The organism is Polyangiaceae bacterium, assembly GCA_015075635.1.
Classification (GTDB): Bacteria; Myxococcota_A; Polyangia; order Polyangiales; family Polyangiaceae; genus JADJKB01.
Window position 1 is genome coordinate 1,317,807 of record JABTUA010000002.1, and the last position, 16,690, is coordinate 1,334,496.

Annotated in this window: 13 protein-coding genes and 1 pseudogene; 11 read left to right on the forward strand and 3 right to left on the reverse strand. The window is 70.5% G+C overall.

Annotated elements, in window-relative coordinates; translation table 11 throughout:
* Nucleotides 1-8 precede the first annotated feature (8 nt).
* From HS104_22210 to HS104_22240, 7 genes are all read left to right on the forward strand, one after another.
* On the forward strand, nucleotides 9-848 hold the full coding sequence (locus HS104_22210; GenBank protein ID MBE7482678.1) for an ABC transporter ATP-binding protein: 840 nt from the start codon (nucleotides 9-11) through the stop codon (nucleotides 846-848).
* Entirely contained in the window at nucleotides 841-1,572 is a 732-nt protein-coding gene (locus HS104_22215) for an ABC transporter ATP-binding protein (protein ID MBE7482679.1), read from the forward strand. The genes HS104_22210 and HS104_22215 overlap by 8 nt, the downstream gene beginning before the upstream one ends.
* The gene (locus tag HS104_22220) at nucleotides 1,569-2,120 is read left to right on the forward strand and encodes a DUF99 family protein (protein ID MBE7482680.1); all 552 of its coding nucleotides are present in this window, start codon (nucleotides 1,569-1,571) and stop codon (nucleotides 2,118-2,120) included. Before HS104_22215 ends, HS104_22220 begins: the two co-directional genes overlap by 4 nt.
* Before the next feature lie 375 nt (nucleotides 2,121-2,495).
* The gene (locus HS104_22225; protein ID MBE7482681.1) at nucleotides 2,496-3,092 is read left to right on the forward strand and encodes a hypothetical protein; all 597 of its coding nucleotides are present in this window, start codon (nucleotides 2,496-2,498) and stop codon (nucleotides 3,090-3,092) included.
* A gap of 195 nt (nucleotides 3,093-3,287) precedes the next feature.
* Complete coding sequence (locus tag HS104_22230; GenBank protein ID MBE7482682.1) at nucleotides 3,288-4,862, forward strand: right-handed parallel beta-helix repeat-containing protein; 1,575 nt, start codon at nucleotides 3,288-3,290, stop codon at nucleotides 4,860-4,862.
* Between the two features lie 14 nt (nucleotides 4,863-4,876).
* The gene (locus tag HS104_22235; protein ID MBE7482683.1) at nucleotides 4,877-6,238 is read left to right on the forward strand and encodes a hypothetical protein; all 1,362 of its coding nucleotides are present in this window, start codon (nucleotides 4,877-4,879) and stop codon (nucleotides 6,236-6,238) included.
* Nucleotides 6,238-7,587 (forward strand): zinc ribbon domain-containing protein, encoded by a 1,350-nt coding sequence (locus HS104_22240; protein MBE7482684.1) that lies wholly within the window; start codon nucleotides 6,238-6,240, stop codon nucleotides 7,585-7,587. The genes HS104_22235 and HS104_22240 overlap by 1 nt, the downstream gene beginning before the upstream one ends.
* A 13-nt stretch (nucleotides 7,588-7,600) precedes the next feature.
* On the opposite strand, the gene HS104_22245 is transcribed toward HS104_22240, so the two are convergent.
* Complete coding sequence (locus tag HS104_22245) at nucleotides 7,601-8,644, reverse strand: hypothetical protein (protein MBE7482685.1); 1,044 nt, start codon at nucleotides 8,642-8,644, stop codon at nucleotides 7,601-7,603.
* Nucleotides 8,645-8,681: 37 nt separating this feature from the next.
* Between HS104_22245 and HS104_22250 the strand changes: the two are divergent.
* Nucleotides 8,682-8,765: pseudogene (locus tag HS104_22250) on the forward strand (LysM domain-containing protein).
* 410 nt (nucleotides 8,766-9,175) lie between these two features.
* Here the strand turns inward: HS104_22250 and HS104_22255 are convergent.
* Nucleotides 9,176-11,440, reverse strand: coding sequence for a UvrD-helicase domain-containing protein (locus HS104_22255; GenBank protein ID MBE7482686.1), 2,265 nt, complete (start codon nucleotides 11,438-11,440; stop codon nucleotides 9,176-9,178).
* A 43-nt stretch (nucleotides 11,441-11,483) separates the two neighbouring features.
* Nucleotides 11,484-13,103, reverse strand: a complete 1,620-nt coding sequence (locus tag HS104_22260; protein ID MBE7482687.1) for a serine/threonine protein kinase — start codon at nucleotides 13,101-13,103, stop codon at nucleotides 11,484-11,486.
* A gap of 72 nt (nucleotides 13,104-13,175) precedes the next feature.
* On the opposite strand from HS104_22260, the gene HS104_22265 reads away from it, so the two are divergent.
* The 3 genes from HS104_22265 to dnaK are packed head-to-tail and all read left to right on the forward strand — an operon-like array spanning nucleotide 13,176 to nucleotide 16,684.
* Nucleotides 13,176-14,174, forward strand: coding sequence for a hypothetical protein (locus HS104_22265; GenBank protein ID MBE7482688.1), 999 nt, complete (start codon nucleotides 13,176-13,178; stop codon nucleotides 14,172-14,174).
* A gap of 39 nt (nucleotides 14,175-14,213) precedes the next feature.
* Nucleotides 14,214-14,798: a nucleotide exchange factor GrpE gene (locus tag HS104_22270; protein ID MBE7482689.1), complete on the forward strand. Its 585-nt coding sequence runs from the start codon at nucleotides 14,214-14,216 to the stop codon at nucleotides 14,796-14,798.
* Between the two features lie 47 nt (nucleotides 14,799-14,845).
* Nucleotides 14,846-16,684 carry a molecular chaperone DnaK gene (gene dnaK, locus HS104_22275; protein MBE7482690.1) on the forward strand — a complete coding sequence of 613 codons (1,839 nt, stop codon included), beginning with the start codon at nucleotides 14,846-14,848 and terminating at the stop codon, nucleotides 16,682-16,684.
* Nucleotides 16,685-16,690: the final 6 nt, after the last annotated feature.

Genomic DNA, 16,690 nt, shown 5'->3' on the forward strand with positions numbered 1-16,690 from the left:
CCGGCGGGGTGAGCGTGCTCGCCCTCGACCGGGTCGAGAAGATCTTCGGCGGCCTGCGCGCCATCGCCGGCGTCAGCTTCGCGGTGGAAAAATCGCAGATCTTCGGGCTCATCGGCCCGAACGGCGCCGGCAAGACCACCATCTTCAACGTCGTGACGGGCGTCTACCGGCCGGACGGCGGGCGCGTCACGTTCGACGGCGAGGACATCAGCGGTTGGCCCCCTGCCAAGGTCGCCGCCCGCGGCATCGCGCGCACCTTCCAGAACATCCGGATCTTCCGCTCGATGACGGTGGAGCAGAACGTCATGGTGGCGGGCTTCCGCATCCACAAGGCGGGCCTCCTCTCCGCGGTGCTGCGCGGCAGGCGCTACATGGACGACGAGCGCGAGTTCCGGCGCCGCGCGGCGGAGCTGCTCCAGATCTTCAAGCTCGAGGACCTGGCGAGCGAGCCCGCGGACAGCCTGCCGTATGGCTCGCAGCGCCGGCTGGAGATCGCGCGAGCGCTGATGCTCTCGCCCAAGCTGCTCTTGCTCGACGAGCCCGCCGCCGGCATGAACAGCCAGGAGGCGCTGGAGCTCGAGAAGCAGATCCGCTTCCTGCGCGACGAGCTGGGGCTGACCGTGGTGCTGGTCGAGCACAACATGAGCGTGGTCATGGCGGTGTGTGAGCAGATCCACGTGGTGGACCACGGCGAGACCATCGCCGAGGGGCCGCCGGCGGAGATCAAGGAGCATCCGAAGGTGCTCGCGGCCTACCTGGGCGAGGAGAGCCCCGAGCAGGCGGTGCGCGATCTCGAGGCGGTGAGCAGCCCGCGCCACGCAAAGCCCGAGGAGCCTGCGGATGGCTGAGACGCCCGCGCTCGAGCTCAGCGACGTTCGCGTGAGCTACGGCGGCATCGCCGCGGTGAAGGGCGTGTCCCTCTCGGTCGCGCCGGGTGAGATCGTGACCTTGATCGGCGCCAACGGCGCCGGCAAGACCAGCACGCTCAAGAGCATCGTGGGGCTCGTGCCGCTGAAGACCGGCAGCGTGAAGCTCTTCGGCCGCGACACCCGTGGCAGGAAGACCCACCAGATCGTCGCGGAGGGCGTGGCGCTGGTGCCGGAGGGGCGGGCCATCTTCGGGAACCTCACGGTGCGGGAGAACCTCCAGCTCGGCGGCTTCCTGCGCCGCGACCCGGCGCTTCAGAAGCGCGGGCTCGAGCGTTCCATCCAGCTCTTCCCGCGCCTGGGCGAACGCCTGGGTCAGGAGGGCGGCACGCTCAGCGGCGGCGAGCAGCAGATGCTGGCCATCGCCCGGGCCATCATGGCCGAGCCGAAGCTCTTGCTCCTGGACGAGCCGAGCCTGGGGCTCGCGCCGAAGATCGTGCAGGAGGTGTTCGCGGCCATCCGCGAGATCGCCAAGAGCGGCATCACCATCCTGCTCGTGGAGCAGAACACGCGCCTTGCGCTACAGACGGCGAACCGCGCCTACGTGTTGGTCACGGGCGAGGTCGTGCTCTCCGGCACTTGCCAGGAGCTGCGCGAGGACGAGCGCATCCGCGCCGCGTACCTGGGCGAGGACGTCCACGCGTGAACGTCGTCGCCTTCGACGACGCGCCTTTTCCGCCGCGGTTCCGCGGCAACGTTCCGCTGGTGGGCGTGTTGTGCGCCGGCACGCGGGTGGACGGCGTGCTGCTCGGGCGCGTGCGCGCCGACGGGGCCGACGCCACGCGCCGCGTGCTGGAGATGATCCGGGGCTCGCAGTTCGCGGGGCTGATCCAGGCCGTGCTGCTCCAGGGCATCGCGGTGGCGGGCTTCAACGTGCTGGACGTGCACGCCCTGCACGAAGCCCTCGGCGTGCCGGTGATGGTGGTGGCGCGACGCCGGCCGAACCTGGAGAAGGTGCGGCGCGCGCTCACGCAGAACGTGCCGGCGGGCGCGCGCAAGTGGAAGCTGATCGAGCGCGCCGGCCCTGGCGAGATGCTCGAGGGGCTATTCGTGCAGCGCGTGGGCCTCGACGCCCGAGCGGCAGCGCGGTTGATCCGTGCGACCAGGCTGCACGGGAAGCTGCCGGAGCCGGTGCGGGTGGCGCACTTGATCGCCGGGGCCGTCGGCACGGGCAAGAGTCGGGGCAGAGCGTAGGCAGTCAAGTAGCGCGACGACGCCACGACGCCACGACGCCACGATTTGTCTTCTCGGAGTCCTTGCCGGCGGCCTACAGCCGACCTGTTCACGCATGCGTGACCGCAACGCGGTCACCCGACGACCTACAGCCGACCTGTTCACGCCCGCGTGACCAGAAGGCGGTCGCCAGAATTGCGCCACGGCGCCACGGCGAGAGAAGAAGAAGGAGAATTTGTCTTCTCGGAGTCCTTGCTGAAGCGATCTCGCGGCCACCCGACGGCCTACAGCGTTCACGCCCGCGTGACTAGAAGGGCGGTCGCCGGGCGGGCGCGCTTGGGCCTCCCCCTGCGAGGATGAATGTCCGGCGCCGGGCTGTTGAGCTACGCTGTATTGATGCGGTGGGTGGTCATGAGCTTGCTGGTGGTGTCTTGCGGTAGCTCCGAGGACGGCGGGACCAGCGGCGCAGGTGGCGCCGCAGCGTCCGGTGGAACTGCGGGCACTGGCGCCGTCGGGGGAAATCCCGGTTGTGTTCCCAATCAGCAGATCGCCTGCGCGTGTGGTGGTGGCGAGGAGGGCTACCAGACTTGCCTGCCTGACGGATCGGGCTTCCAGCCCTGTTTCTGCGCCGATGCGGGCGCTGGCGGCGGTGCAGGCACCGGCGGTGCGGGCACCGGCGGTGCGGCTGGCGCTTCCACGACCGGGGGAGCAGGCGGGGCTGGGGGCGGCGCAGCCTGCAATCCGGCGCTTTGCCCGCAGAAGCCCTTGCCAGCGAAGGCGTGCTGCGTGACCGCACAGGGTCCGTGTGGGGTCGATTGGGCACAGGGTGACGGGTGTCAGGCGACTGCCGCAACGGGTGGAGCCGGCGGCACTGGCGGCACTCCCTGTCCGCCGGCAAAGCCGGCCACCGGCACGCCATGTTCGCAGGTGCAACAAGTCTGCAAGTACGGCGCGAGCACGTGCGTCTGTGCCGGGAGTTGGTTCTGCAACTGACGACCTACAGCCGACCTGTTCACGCCCGCGTGACCGCAAGGCCGTTTCGGGCGACGCGCGCGCCGTCAGACCCAGAGACAAAAACAGATTCTCTCGTGGCGTCGTGGCGTCGTGGCGTCGTGGCGCAATTCTCTGCGCCGGGCCCGCGTACGGCGTGCGATTGTGGCTGCCACGGCGCCGCGATAGAACTGCTGCATGCTCGGGCGACGACACGCTCCTTTTGCGCTCTTGACGCTCCTCGTTCCGTTCCGCGCGCTGGCGGCTGACTGCGGGTGCGACCACTCCATCCCCACGAGTCAGACCAGCGTCAGCGGCACCGCGCTGGGTGTGAAGCCGGGTGACGTGGTGTGCATCGAGGCTGGGAAACGCCCGTTCCTGATCTTGGAGGACCTGGTCGGGACCGAGGCGGCGCCCGTGACCATAAAGAACTGCGGCGGGCGCGTCGAGATCGCGAACGCGGACAAGGGCTACGGACTGCTCGTCAATCGCTGCAAGTACTTCCGCCTGACCGGCACCGGGGACGCGGGGCACGAATACGGGTTCGACGTGAGTGCCACGCGCACTGGCCCCGACTACTCGGCCTCCGGCGTGCCCGTGGGCGACCTCTCCAGCGACTACGAGATCGATCACCTGGAGGTCCATCACACGGGCTTCGCCGGGTTCATCCTCAAGACCGAGTCGCGCTGCGACGGCAGCGCCAACCTCGGCAAGTTCGTGCAGAAGAACACGCGTGTGCACCACACCTGGGTCCACGACACCGGAGGCGAAGGGTTCTACGTCGGCAGCACGGGCTACGGCGGGCGCAAGTTCGACTGCAGCGGCGTCGAGACCGTCCTCTACCCCCACGAGCACGACGGCGTGTACCTGCACGACAATCGCATCGAGGACACGGGCTGGGACGGCCTACAGGTGGGGGTCACTCCCAAGAACTGCGAGGTCTACGCCAACCTGATCCGCCGCGTGGGGAAGACCGCGACGGACTCCGTGCAGACCCGTGGCATCCAGATCGGCGGCGCATCCGCGTGCAAGATCTACGACAACACGCTGATCGGCGGGCCGACCATCGGCATCTTCGTGCTGGGCGCGGCCGCGACCTGGGTGGCGAACAACCTGGTCGTGGACTTCGCCGAGGACGGCATCTACGGCAACGACCAGAAGCTCGCGGCGATCGGCGGGTCGAGCTACGCGTTCGTGCACAACACCATCGTGCGCTCGGGGGGCGCGGGCCTCCGACTCTTCGGCAACCTCACTCAGGGGAACGCGGTGGTGAACAACCTGTTCGTCGAATCCGGGGCCAAATACGGCATCGGTGGGGACGTCGACGCGACGGACGCCGGCAACCTCGAGCTCGGCAGCGTGGCCGAAGCGCTGTTCGAGGATCCGGCGAGCGACCTGTACCGCCTGCAGGCGAGCTCTCCGGCTCGCGACGTGGGGGTCGTCCTGCCGAGCTTCGGCGTCAGCGACGATCACGACGGCGTCGCGCGCGACGGCAAGCCCGACGTCGGCGCGTTCGAGTACACGGATGCTCCTCCTCCCAGCGGAGGAGCGCCAGGCAGCGGCGGAGGCGGCGGAGCGGGTGGCGCCGGCGCCTTCGGGGGAGCGGCCGGCTCGAGTGCCGCTCCGGGTAAGGCCGGCGGAAGCGACGACGATGGCGGCTGCGGGTGCCGGGTCCCGGGACCCGGCGCCCCAGGGGGCCCGACATCGGCGTTGCTGCTCGCGCTGCTCGCGCTCGTCGTCCGCTCGCGGCCCGGCCGCTCGAGGTCGAGGTAGATTCACCCAGCTCGATGGCGACGTTCTTCCAGTTCGACCTCAGGGTCTTGCCCTGCGAGACCTGCGGGGCACCCCTCGAAGGCAGCTCGGGCGGCGGGAAGGTGATCTGCAAGTACTGCCGGGACGAGCAGACTCTGGCGAGGCGCGAGGACCTGCCGCTGGTCGTCGGAGCGCGGATGCCCGAGCCCGAGCGCCTCGCGTTGCTTCGTCGGCAAGACGCCCACCCGCCTCCGGTGCCGAGCTCGCTCGCGCAGATCTGCGTGGGCGACCGGCTGATCCCGTGGGACGTCCCCGAGGCGCTCGCGCGCTGGCGGCTCGCACGACGCCGGCTCGCCCACGCCACCGACCCCGGAGCCGCCGAGGAGCTGTTTGCACTGACGCGCGTCCTGTCCGTCCACTACGAGGCGTCGGGGGCCATGCTGGAGCTCCGAGCGTTGATCGAGGGGGCGCTCGACGAGCTGTTGGAGCCCCGGCACCGGCAGATCCTCCGGGCCGCCTTGGCGCGCACGGCCGCGCTCACCGGTGACCTCACCGCCGCGCAGGCCTGGCTCGACGGCTGCGACGCGTACGCCGCCGACCTGGACGCCGACGGGGCCCATCGGCTGGCTCGCGCCTGCATCGACACCGCGCGCGGCGACTTCGCCGCCGTGCTCGCGGCGCTCGGCCAGAGCCCCACCGACGTCCCGCTGCCCAATGACCTGGATCCGGCCGCGGCGCTCTTGCGCGCCAACGCCTGGGAACGCTCGGGAAACCTCGCTCGAGGCTGCGAGCTCCTGGTGCACCTCGCCCAGCACGGGGGGCCGCTCTTCGAGCTCAGGGCCCACGAGTTCCGCGAGCGCCACCCCGAGCTCGGATTGTGTCGCCAGAGCTGGCCGGCCTCGCGGGAACCGATCCAGCGGATCTACGCCGAACGCGCCGCCCAGACCGGAGCGCCGCCGGTGCTCGTCCTCGCCGTGGTCGGCGCGCTCATCGTGCTCGCTTGTGCCGCGGTCCTGCTCTTCTCCCTCGTGGGCGACGTGCTGGACCTCGGTTTCGGCCTGCACCCGATCACCATCCTGATCGTGATGTTCGTCTCGATGCTCGGGCCGCCCTTCATCCTGCTCAGCCTCGCCGACCGGCGCGAAACGCGGCGTGCGCTCGAGCTCCGCGCGACGGGTCGGCCAGCGCTCGGCGTGATCGCGCACCGCGTGGAGACGGGAAACGCCACCATGGGTGTCGCGGAGATCTCCCTGCGCGTGCTGGTGCTCGACGCCGACTCCGGCTACCTCGCGACCACCGAGCTCTACCACCGAGACCCGGGCAGCCTGACGCGGGGCGCCGCCGTGGCGCTTCGCATCGACCCTTCGGACCCGCACACGTTCGCGCTGGTGCTGTGATGAAGACCGGCTTCTTCGACCGCGTCACGTTGTGCTCGAGCTGCGGCGCGCCCCTCGACATCGGGACGGGGGACGAGCCGGTCCGCTGCGGCAAGTGCGGCGCACGGAACCAGGTCGTGGCGCGCATCGACGACGCGGTCGCCGAGGGGTGGTCCGCGGACGAGCTCGCGCGGCTCGACCACCTGCGCGCGCAGAGCCCCGCCTATGCGCCGGATCCGGCGCTGCTGCCGTTCCTGGCGGGCATGCGCCTGGCCCAACACGCCAGGGCCGAGGCCTTTGCTCACTGGCAGGCGCTCCGCGCTCGGTCGTCGCCGGGCGACGTCGCCGCCGAGCGACGCCTGGTCGAGCTCGCCTGGCTCTTGGCCCTGCGCTCCGCGGAGGACGGCGACCCGCATCGCGAGCGCGGCTTGCTCGAGAGCTCGCTTTGCTTGGTGCGGACGCCGCGCGCGACTCAGATTGCGCGCGCCGGCCTGGCAGCGCTGGCGGCTCGGATGGGTGATCCGGCTGGGGGTGAAGCATGGCTCCGGCTCTGCGAGCCACGCTCGGCCGACCTGCGAACCGATTCGTACTACCGCTTCGCGCGCGCGATGGTGGACACCGCGAAGGGCGAGCTCGGGGCCGTGCTCACCGTGCTCGGCGGAAACGACGTCGAGGTGCCCATCGTGGAAGAGCTCAGCGGAGCCTGCGCGCTCCTGCGCGCCAACGCCTGGGAACGCCTGGGGCGCCTCGGAGCCGCCGTCGATCTGCTGTCGCACTACAAGTTCGAGTCCGATGCGTTCGGCCAGCAGCTGGCTCGGAGCTTCCAGAGCGCGAACGCGCGCCTCGACCTGTGCCCCAAGTCCGAGCTCGAGTCCGAGCGCCGGCGGCAGCGCGCGCTGGGTCGCCGCGGCATTCCGTGGACCAAGGGCATGCTGGTGATCCTGGGTTTGTCCGTTCACTTCGCCCTGGGCGGCCTGTTGCTCATCGCCGAAGGCCTTTGGTCGCTGTACTCGTCCGACGGCACGAGCTTCGGGCTGTCGATCATGTGCTCGTTCATCATGTTCTTCACTGCGGCCATCTTCGTGCCGTTGTTCTGGGGCGCGTTTCGTCGCACTCAGCGCCAGCGCGCCATGCTGACCCGGGGAGAGATCGCCCCCGGACGGGTGCTCAGCGCGAGCGTGGTGACCGAGTCGCCCGGCAGCGTGGCCTTCGCCGCCCGGCTGTGGATTTGCCCCGATCGCGCGCCGCCGTTCGAGGTCGAGACGACCATCGGCTCGAGCCCCGAGCGCTTCGCCGAGCTTCGGGCGGGGAAGCCTTTCACGGTGCGCTACCTGGACCGCGACGTCTTGTTCGAGCCGGTGTTGCGCTGAGGAACCAACCTGCTCACGGCCCCAGGCGCTGCACCGCCAGGGTGGCGAAGCCTCGCGACGTGACCAGCATCCACTCGTTGCGTAGCGGGTTCGCCGCGACGCGGGGGTTGAAGTTGCCGATGCTGGACGGGCTCTCCGTCGCCTGGATCACCGCGCTCTGCTCTCCGCTCGAGGCGAAGGCCGCCGCGAAGTCCTCGTCCGACGAGCCGTGCAACACGACGGCGAAGGTGCCCAGGCTGGGGTGCCGCGCCATCGCGAAGCCGTCGTAGGAGCCATAGCCGGGCGCGACGTCGAACCCGTCGCCTTCCGGCGTTCCACTCGCGTCGAGGCGACGCGCGCGGACCTTGCCGTCCCACCAGGCGGCCAGGAAGCGGTTGTCGCCCGGCTCGTGCTCCACCGCCGGGATGTGCGTGCCGCTCCCGAGATCGAGCTCCTGGCCCAGGAGCGCGCCATCGGCGGCGGCGACGCGACGCGCCCGCGTGGCGCCGCTGGCGTCGGCGTGAGCCCACACCACCAGGAACTCGTCGCTCGTGGGGTTCCACGCCACGGCCGGATCGCTCTGCCAGTCGGGATCGCTGGTGAGCACGATCTCGGAGCCGACCAGCGCGCCGCTCGCGTCCACGCGTCTCGCGCGCAGGTCGGCGGACGGGACCGCCTGCCACACCACCAGGAAGAACTTCGACGTGTCCGACCACGCGATCCCGGGCGGTGCCTCCGCGCGCGTCGGCGGCGGCCCAATGGCGAAGTCGCTCGCGCCGAGCTCCGGCTGGTCGCCGTTCAGGCTCACGATGCGGCCGCGGAGCTCCGGTTGGTTCGGATCCGAGCGGTTGTCGTGCCAGGCCACCAGGAACTTCCCGCCGCCCCGAGCGACGCGCGGCCCCTGAGCCCACGCCGTGGTCTGCGCCAGCGACAGCGGCGCCGCGAGGGACTTGCCCTCTCCGTCGATCAGCGTCGCGCTGATCGACGAGCTGCCAGTCACCACCAGGTAAGCGTCTTTGCTGCCGTGGTGCGCGATGTCGGCGAAGCGCTTGGGCGCGGACTCGGCGAGGCTCGGCACGTCGAGGGTGTCACCGATGCGCTTCAGGCTGGGCGGACCGGCGACCGTACCGCCACTACCGGCTGCGCCGCCGCCGCCGCTCCCCCCAACCGCGCCTCCACCGCCGCCGCTCGCGCCACCGCCGGAGGCGGCGTTGCCGCCCGCGCCGCCGCCCGCCGTGCCGAGCTCGTCGTCGGAGCAGCTTGCGAGAAGCGCTGAGAGCGCGACGACGCCGAGGCGCAGCATGACGGCGAGGGTAGCACGCGGCTCCAAACGGGCAGACCGCGGTCGACTGCGTTTCTGACGCTCGTGGTTCGCTCAAGTGCCTGCCGGGGCAAGGCGCCCGCGACCGTCACGCTCACCGCCCCAGCTTGGTGGTCAGCAGCGGAGAGCGGAGGGAGGCCGCGGGTCACCCGGGGGAGAACTCGAAGGGGAATACCACCGTCGACTGCGTCGCCGCGGGAACGAAGCGTGCGCTGTGCAGCACTTCCCGGAAGCACTGAATGAATGACGCATCCGTGTTGCCCTTCACTACGAGATCGAGCTTGGAAATCACCCCGGCTCCAGCCACTCCGCCCGCACACGCCGCGAGCCGTAGCCCGGAAAGCGCGCGACCACCGTCACGCTGCCGTCGTGCTCCACCCGCTCGACCACGCCGCGCCCGAACTGCTTGTGGCGCACGCGATCGCCGGGGCGGATGCGGGGGGAGTCCGCGTCGGCGATGTCGTCGAAGGCCTCGCGATCGATCACGCGCTCGCCCGGCGCCGCCGTGCCCATCCGCGCGCGCGCCTTGTCCACCGCGGCCTGCCAGGCGGGCGCGCGCGGCCGCGGCGCCGAGTATTCGTCGTCGAAGTCGCGTCGCGTTGGCGAAATGTAGGGCGCCGGTCGGGGCGGACCCTCCCTCGAGACCGCCTCGTCGGGTAGATCCCGAAGGAACCGGCTGGGGGACTTGTAGCTGGTGCGTCCGAACAGGGTACGCGCCTCCGCGTGGGTCACGTACAGGCGCTCGCGGGCCCGGGTGACGGCCACGTAGGCCAGGCGGCGCTCCTCCTCGAGATCGTCGATGCCGTCGGAGTCCATGCCGCGGTACGGGAAGGTCTCCTCCTCCAGGCCCGTGAGCAGCACGGTCGTGAACTCCAGCCCCTTGGCGGCGTGTACCGTCATCAGCGAGACGCTGGGCACGTCCTTCGCGGCGTCCACCGCGCTGACCAGCGAGACGCGCTCGAGCCAGGCGGAGAGGCTCGGGGCCTCGCCCTTCTGGTCGGCCTCCTCTTCGTACTCGCGGATCGAGCCGATCAGCTCTTGCAGGTTCTCCTGCCTCGCGTCGCTCTCCGCGGAGTCCTCGTCGCGCAGGCGCTTGCGGTAGCCCGTCTCCTCGAGCACGTGACCGGCGAGCTCGCTGGGCGTGAGCTCGGCGGCGGCAGCGCGCAGGCGGTCCATGAGCTCGACGAAGCCCGCGAGCTTGCTCTTGGCCGCGCCCGAGAGGGCCCCCTCGCGCACCAACGCCGAGAGCGCCTCGAGGGCGGAGACGGAGCGCTCCGCCGCGGCGTCGAGCACCAGCTCCACGGTCTTGTCCCCGATGCCGCGCGCCGGCACGTTGATGATCCGGAGCAGATCCGCGTCGCTCTTGGGGTTGTCGAGCAAGCGCAGGTAGGCGACCAGATCCTTGACCTCGGCGCGCTCGAAGAAGCGCATGCCTCCGATGATCTGGTAGGGCACGTTCTCGGCGCGGAGGGCCTCCTCCAGCACGCGAGACTGGGCGTGAACGCGGTAGAAGACGGCGATCTTCCTGGCGTCCACGCCGCGCCCGAGCTCGCTCCGCACGGTGCGCACGACGAACGCCGCTTCCTCGCGCTCGTTCGGCACGCTGCGGACGCGCACCGGATCGCCGAGCGGCGCGTCGGTCCAGAGCTGCTTGGGCTCGCGCTCGAGCGCCGGCGCGATGACCCCGAGGGCCGCCTTCACGATGTTGGCGCTGGAGCGGTAGTTCTGCTCGAGCTTCACCACCGTGGCGTCGGGGAAATCGCGACGGAAGCCGCGGATGATGCGCACGTCCGCGCCGCGCCAGCGGTAGATGCTCTGGTCGTCGTCGCCGACGACGCACAGGTTTCGCGTGCTGGCGGAGAGAGCGCGCACCAGCCGGTACTGGGTCAGGTTGGTGTCCTGGAACTCGTCCACCAGCACGTAGCGGAAGCGCTCGCGCAGGTCGCGCCCGGCGGCGCTCTCCGGGTCCTCCGCGACGCGCATGGCGAGCACGATCAGGTCCTCGAAATCCACGGCGTTCGAGCTCCGAAGCGAGCGCTCGTAGCCTTCGAACAGGTCGATGAGCTCCGCGTCGAACCCGCTCTGCCGGTCCAGGTCGCCCGGGCCGCGTCCTTCGCGTTTCTGGGCGTGGATCTTGGAGAGCACCCAGCGCGGAGGCATGCGTCGGTCGTCGAGCCCGCGCTCCTTGAGCAGGCGCGTGACGACGGCCTTCTGATCCGACTCGTCGTAGATGACGAACTTGGGGCCGAGGCCCGCCTCCGCGTGGTAGCGGCGCAGGAGCCTCGCGCACACGGAGTGGAAGGTGCCGGCCCAGAGGTCTCGAGTGACGTCGGCGCCGGCCAGCTGCTCGAGCCGGGCCTTGAGCTCGCCCGCCGCCTTGTTGGTGAAGGTGACGGCCAGGATGCGGTAGGGGGGCACCCGGTGCTGCGACAGCAAGTTCGCGATGCGAAAGGTGATCACCCGAGTCTTGCCGCTGCCCGCCCCCGCGAACACCAGCAGCGGCCCCTCGGTGTGGGCGGCGGCTTCGGTCTGCGGGGCGTTGAGCTCGGGCATCGCTCCGCGGGGTCTACCCCGGGTGGACGCCCGGGACCAGCGCTCAGCTGGCGACCACGTCGAGGATGATCTGCGGAGCGTACGCGACGTCGCCGCGCACGATGGTGGTGCGCGCGCGAGCGCCCGCCGCCGCCAGCGCGCCCTCGATGACCCCGACCAGCCAGAGCCGAGCCGGCGCGCCGAGCCGCTCCATGTCGCCGATGCGCAAGGTCGAGATGCGGGACGCGTCGTCGAGGTCCCAGCTACCGAACGAGAAGATGCGCGACAGTGTCGGCGTCAGCCTGCGCAGCAGCACGGGCACTTCGGCGGGCTTGAGCGCGTTTCTCAAGACCGCGCCGAGCTCCCCACCCACCGCGTACGCGCCCGCAGCCCGCGCCCAACCCACATTTCCCATGGCAGCCTCGCGCGTGACGCCGTCGGCGTAGCGGTTGAGCACCTCCAGGTCGTAGAGCACGATGGCCTGCATCGACTCGTACTCGAGCTCCGCGGCCACGTCCTTGGGCAACACGTCGAGGATGCGCTCCCGCGTCGCATCGCCGAACACCTGCCGCGCGTATTGATCGATCGAGCGCAGGACGATGCCTCGGACCTGCCTCTCTGCGTTCGTGGCCGGCGCGGCGGCCGAGCGAGGCGCACTGCTCGTCGGGAGGGCCGACGGCGGGGTCCAGCCGCTGGCGCGGGACGGCGAGGGCGAGAGCTCCTCGACGGCGCGCGGAGTCGCCGGACGTTCGCCGCTCCCCGCGCGTTCCGCCGGCCAGAACCGCTCGGGTCGCACCAGCTCGCGGAGCGCGGCGTCCTGCTCCGCCGGGTTTCCGCACAGGGAGCCGAGCTCCCGCCCGAGCTCACGTGCGCTGGCGTAGCGCTCGTCGGGGCGCTTGGCCAGCGCGCGCTCGATGATGGCCTGAAGCGTCGGGTCGTTGGGACCGCCGCGCTCGCGCAAGAGCGGCGTGCGGCCGTGGGTGACCTTGAACGCCGTGGCCACTGCCGTGGGCGCGTGAAATGGGCGCGTCGCGGTGAGCATCTCGAACAGGACCACACCGGCGGCGAAGACGTCGCTCCGCCCATCGAGCGCGACCTCGCCGCTGGCCTGCTCCGGCGAGAGGTAGTCCGGGGTGCCCATCACGATCCCGGTGTTGGTGCGCGGAGCGGCTCCGCTGGGCCAGAGCACCTTGGCCACCCCGAAGTCGAGCAGCTTGACCGAGACTCGCTCGGGCCCTTCGACGGAATAGAAGATGTTCCCGGGCTTGATGTCCCGGTGCACGACCCCGGCGTCGTGAGCCGCCTGCAACGCTTCGAGCACGGGCAGCATCGTCGCCAGCGCGGCCCGAGTCGGGAAGCGACCATGCTCGAAGAGCCTGCGCCCGACGCTCTCACCCAGGAGGTAGTCCATCACCAAGAAGGGCCCGAGCTCCGACTGACCCGTGTCGTAGACCTGCACCAGGCCGGAGTGCCGAATGCGGAAGCCGGAGTGTGCCTCTTGAAACAGGCGCGCGACGAAGTTGGGATCCTCGAGCTTGTGCGGCAGGAGCAGCTTGACCGCCACGACGCGACCGGTCGCCAGCGCCTCGGCGCGGTACACCTCGCTCATCCCGCCCGTCCCGATCCGCTCGAGCAGCCGGTACTTGTCGGCGATTAGTCTTCCGGGTACGGGGAGAGCGCTCATCTGGCACAACGGCGGGGCGGACCCTGGAGTCTACCAGGAACGCGCTGGATGATGCTGAGCACGCGAAGACCCATGACCCAACCGTCGATGCGCGCGCTGCGGCTCGACCCCGCGAGCCTGGTAACCCCGGACTTCTGCGCTTGCTGCGGCGCGCCGCCCGCCAGCTCCGAGCGGGTGGGCGAGCTGATCGTGCCTTACTGCGTCCGCTGTCTCCGGCACGCCAGCGCCGCGACCACGCGGAGCCTGGCGGCGGGGCTCAGCTCCTGCCTGGTCGCTTTCTGCCTGGCCTTGGCGCTGCCGCTGGCGTGGCCCTCGGCTTCCCTGGGGGCCCACTGCGCGGTGGTGCTCGCCGGATCTCTCTTGCCGCTCTCGCTGCGCGCCTGGCCGCGACGCCCGGAGCCGGGGCATGCCGCCGCGGAACGGGCGGTCTGGCGGCTGGCGGATGGACGCCTAGCCTGTGCGGAGCCGCGCTTTGCGACCGCGCTTGCGACGCAAGCTGTCGCAGAGGTGGAGTCCCTGCCGCGCGCGGAGCCGCGTTTCCCGAGCTGGCTACTGGTCGGACCGCTGGTCGCCGCCATCGGGGCACCGGCGGGCTGGCTCTTCCACCACCCCTTGGTGCGGGTGCTCAACCTGACCGAGGAGCGCTTGAACATCGACGTGGACGGCCGACCGGTGCTCTCGCTCGAGCCGAGCAGCGCCGAGAGCCCCACCGCGGGAGCCGAGATCCGCATGCCCAGCGGCAGCCACGAGCTGGGCAGCACGACGGCGGACGGCAGGCGGGTCACCACCCGAGCGGCGCTCCAGAGCGGTGCCATCCACCTGTTCGCCCCGGGAAGCCCGAAGCACTGCTTCTGGCTGGAGGAGACGCGCTACGGCCGGGAACAGGGTGAAGGCGAGGGACTGGTCCCCCTGACCGGGGAGGCGCGCTTTTGGGTCCTGCCCCGCCAGGTCGATACTTGGTTCGCGCCAAACCCGCGGCCGGCAACGCCGGACGCCCGCTCCTCGGGCGGCCTGCTCGTGGCGCTGCGGCAGGCGCCCTGCGCCCTGGCCCCGCCCGAGGCACGTCCGTGAGATTGCGGGCAACCGCCGTTTGGCGATAGAAGGTTCGTCGTGACCGACGAGAACCAGCCGGAAGGACAGGACAACGGCGGCGCTCCCCCGGAGGCGGCCGAGACTCCGCCACCGGAGCAGCCGGCGCCCGATCCCTTGGCGGAAGCCAAGGCCGAGGCCGCGAAGTTTCGCGAGCAGCTGCTCCGGACCGCGGCCGATTTCGACAACTTCCGCAAGCGCACGCGCAAGGAGCTGACCGACGCCGAGATCCGCGGGCGGGAGGACCTGCTCAAGGACCTGTTGCCGGTGTTCGACAACCTCGAGCGCGCAATGAGCCACGCCGATGCGGCAACCGATGTTCAGGCTTTGGCGGACGGCCTGCGCATGGTCTCGCGCCAGTTCCTCGACACTCTCGGCAAGCTCGGCATCGAGCGGGTGCAGTCCGTGGGCCAGCCCTTCGACCCGGCAGTGCACGAGGCGATCCAGCATCTGGAGTCGGCCGATCACCCCGCGGGCGTGGTGTTGACAGAGGTCCAGGCCGGCTACCGGCAGGCCGAACGCCTGCTGCGCCCGGCGCTGGTCGTGGTGTCCAAGGGCGCACCCAAGCCCTCGGAATCACCCGCGCCGGCCGAGGAACCGAGCTGAAAGCCGGCTAGTCCCCGCGGCGGCACGCGGGGTAAGCTCGGGCACCCATGGGGAAGATCATCGGCATCGACCTGGGCACGACGAACTCCTGCGTCGCCGTGCTCGAGGGCACCAACGCCGCGGGCATGCCGGAGGTCAAGGTCATTCCCAACGCCGAGGGTGCACGGACCACGCCGTCCGTGGTGGCTCTGACCGCCAGCGGGGAGCGCCTGGTCGGGCAAGTGGCCAAGCGCCAGTCGACCACCAACCCGGAGAACACCGTCTACGCCATCAAACGCCTGATGGGCCGAAAGTTCGACGACGACGAGGTCAAGCGGCACGCCGAGAGCGTCCCCTACCGCGTCGTGAAGAGCCCGAACGGCGACGCCTGGGCGGAGATTCAGGGCAAACCCATGTCCCCGCCGGAGATCTCCGCGGTCGTCCTCACGACCATCAAGCAGATCGCCGAGGCGCACCTCGGTGAGCCGATCACGGAGGCCGTGATCACCGTCCCGGCCTACTTCGACGACGCACAGCGCCAAGCCACCAAGGACGCGGGGCGCATCGCCGGGCTCGAGGTCAGGCGCATCATCAACGAGCCGACCGCCGCCTCACTCGCCTACGGGCTCGACACGAAGAAGGCGGAGCGGATCGTCGTGTACGACCTGGGGGGCGGCACGTTCGACGTGTCGATCCTGGAGATCTCCGGCGGCGTCTTCAACGTGAAGGCTACCGGTGGCGACACCCACCTGGGCGGCGAGGACTTCGACGGCCTGGTCATCGACATGTTGGCGCAGGAGTTCCAACAGGCCAACGGCATCGACCTGAAGAAGGACCGCATGGCGCTCCAGCGGCTCAAGGAGGCCGCGGAGCGCGCCAAGCACGAGCTCTCGTCGTCGCTCGAAACCGACATCAACGTCCCGTTCATCGCGACCGGCAAGACCGGCCCGCTCCACTTGGAACGGAAGTTGAAGCGCAACGAGCTCGAGCAGCTGACGCGGCCGCTCATCGACCGCACGGTGGCCTCGTGCAAAGCAGTGCTCGCCGACGCCAAGCTCAGCGCCGACAAGATCGACGAGATCGTGCTGGTCGGCGGCATGACCCGGATGCCCGCCGTGCAGAAGGCGGTCAAGGACCTGTTCGGGAAGGACCCCAACAAGGGCGTCAACCCGGACGAGGTAGTGGCGGTGGGCGCCGCGCTGCAAGGCGCTGCCCTCGGCGGCGCCATCGACGAGGTGCTGCTGCTCGACGTGACGCCGCTGTCCATCGGCGTGGAGACCGGCGGCGGCGTGTTCACCCGACTGATCGGCCGCAACACCACGGTCCCCACGGAGAAGAGCGAGATCTTCACCACGAGCGTGGACAACCAGAGCTTCGTGCCGATTCACGTGCTGCAAGGCGAGCGCGAGATGGCGGCGAACAACCGCAGCCTCGCCCGCTTCGAGCTCTCCGGTATCCCCCCGGCCCCGCGCGGCGTGCCGAAGATTCAGGTCACCTTCCGCATCGATGCCAACGGCATCCTGGCGGTCGAGGCGAAGGACCTCGGCACCGGGCGCGCGCAGAGCATCAGCGTGACGCCGACCAGCGGTCTTCAGAAGGACGAGATCGACTCGCTGGTGCAAGAGGGCGAGAAGTTCAAGGAGACGGACCAGCTACGCCGCGACATGGCGGAGATGAAGAACCAGTGCGACACGCTGATCTACACCACCGAACAAGCGCTGGAGGGTTACGCTGACCTGCTCGGACCCGAGAAGTCGGCAGGCGTGCGCGAGAAGCTCGACGCGCTCCGGTCCGCGCTGAACGGCGGCGCCGAGCTGGCGGCGCTCAAGGACCTGTACTCGGCCCTCGAGAACGCGACCTTCGAGATCGCCGAGGCCATGTACGGCGACACCGAACCCGAAGCCTGAGTCGCG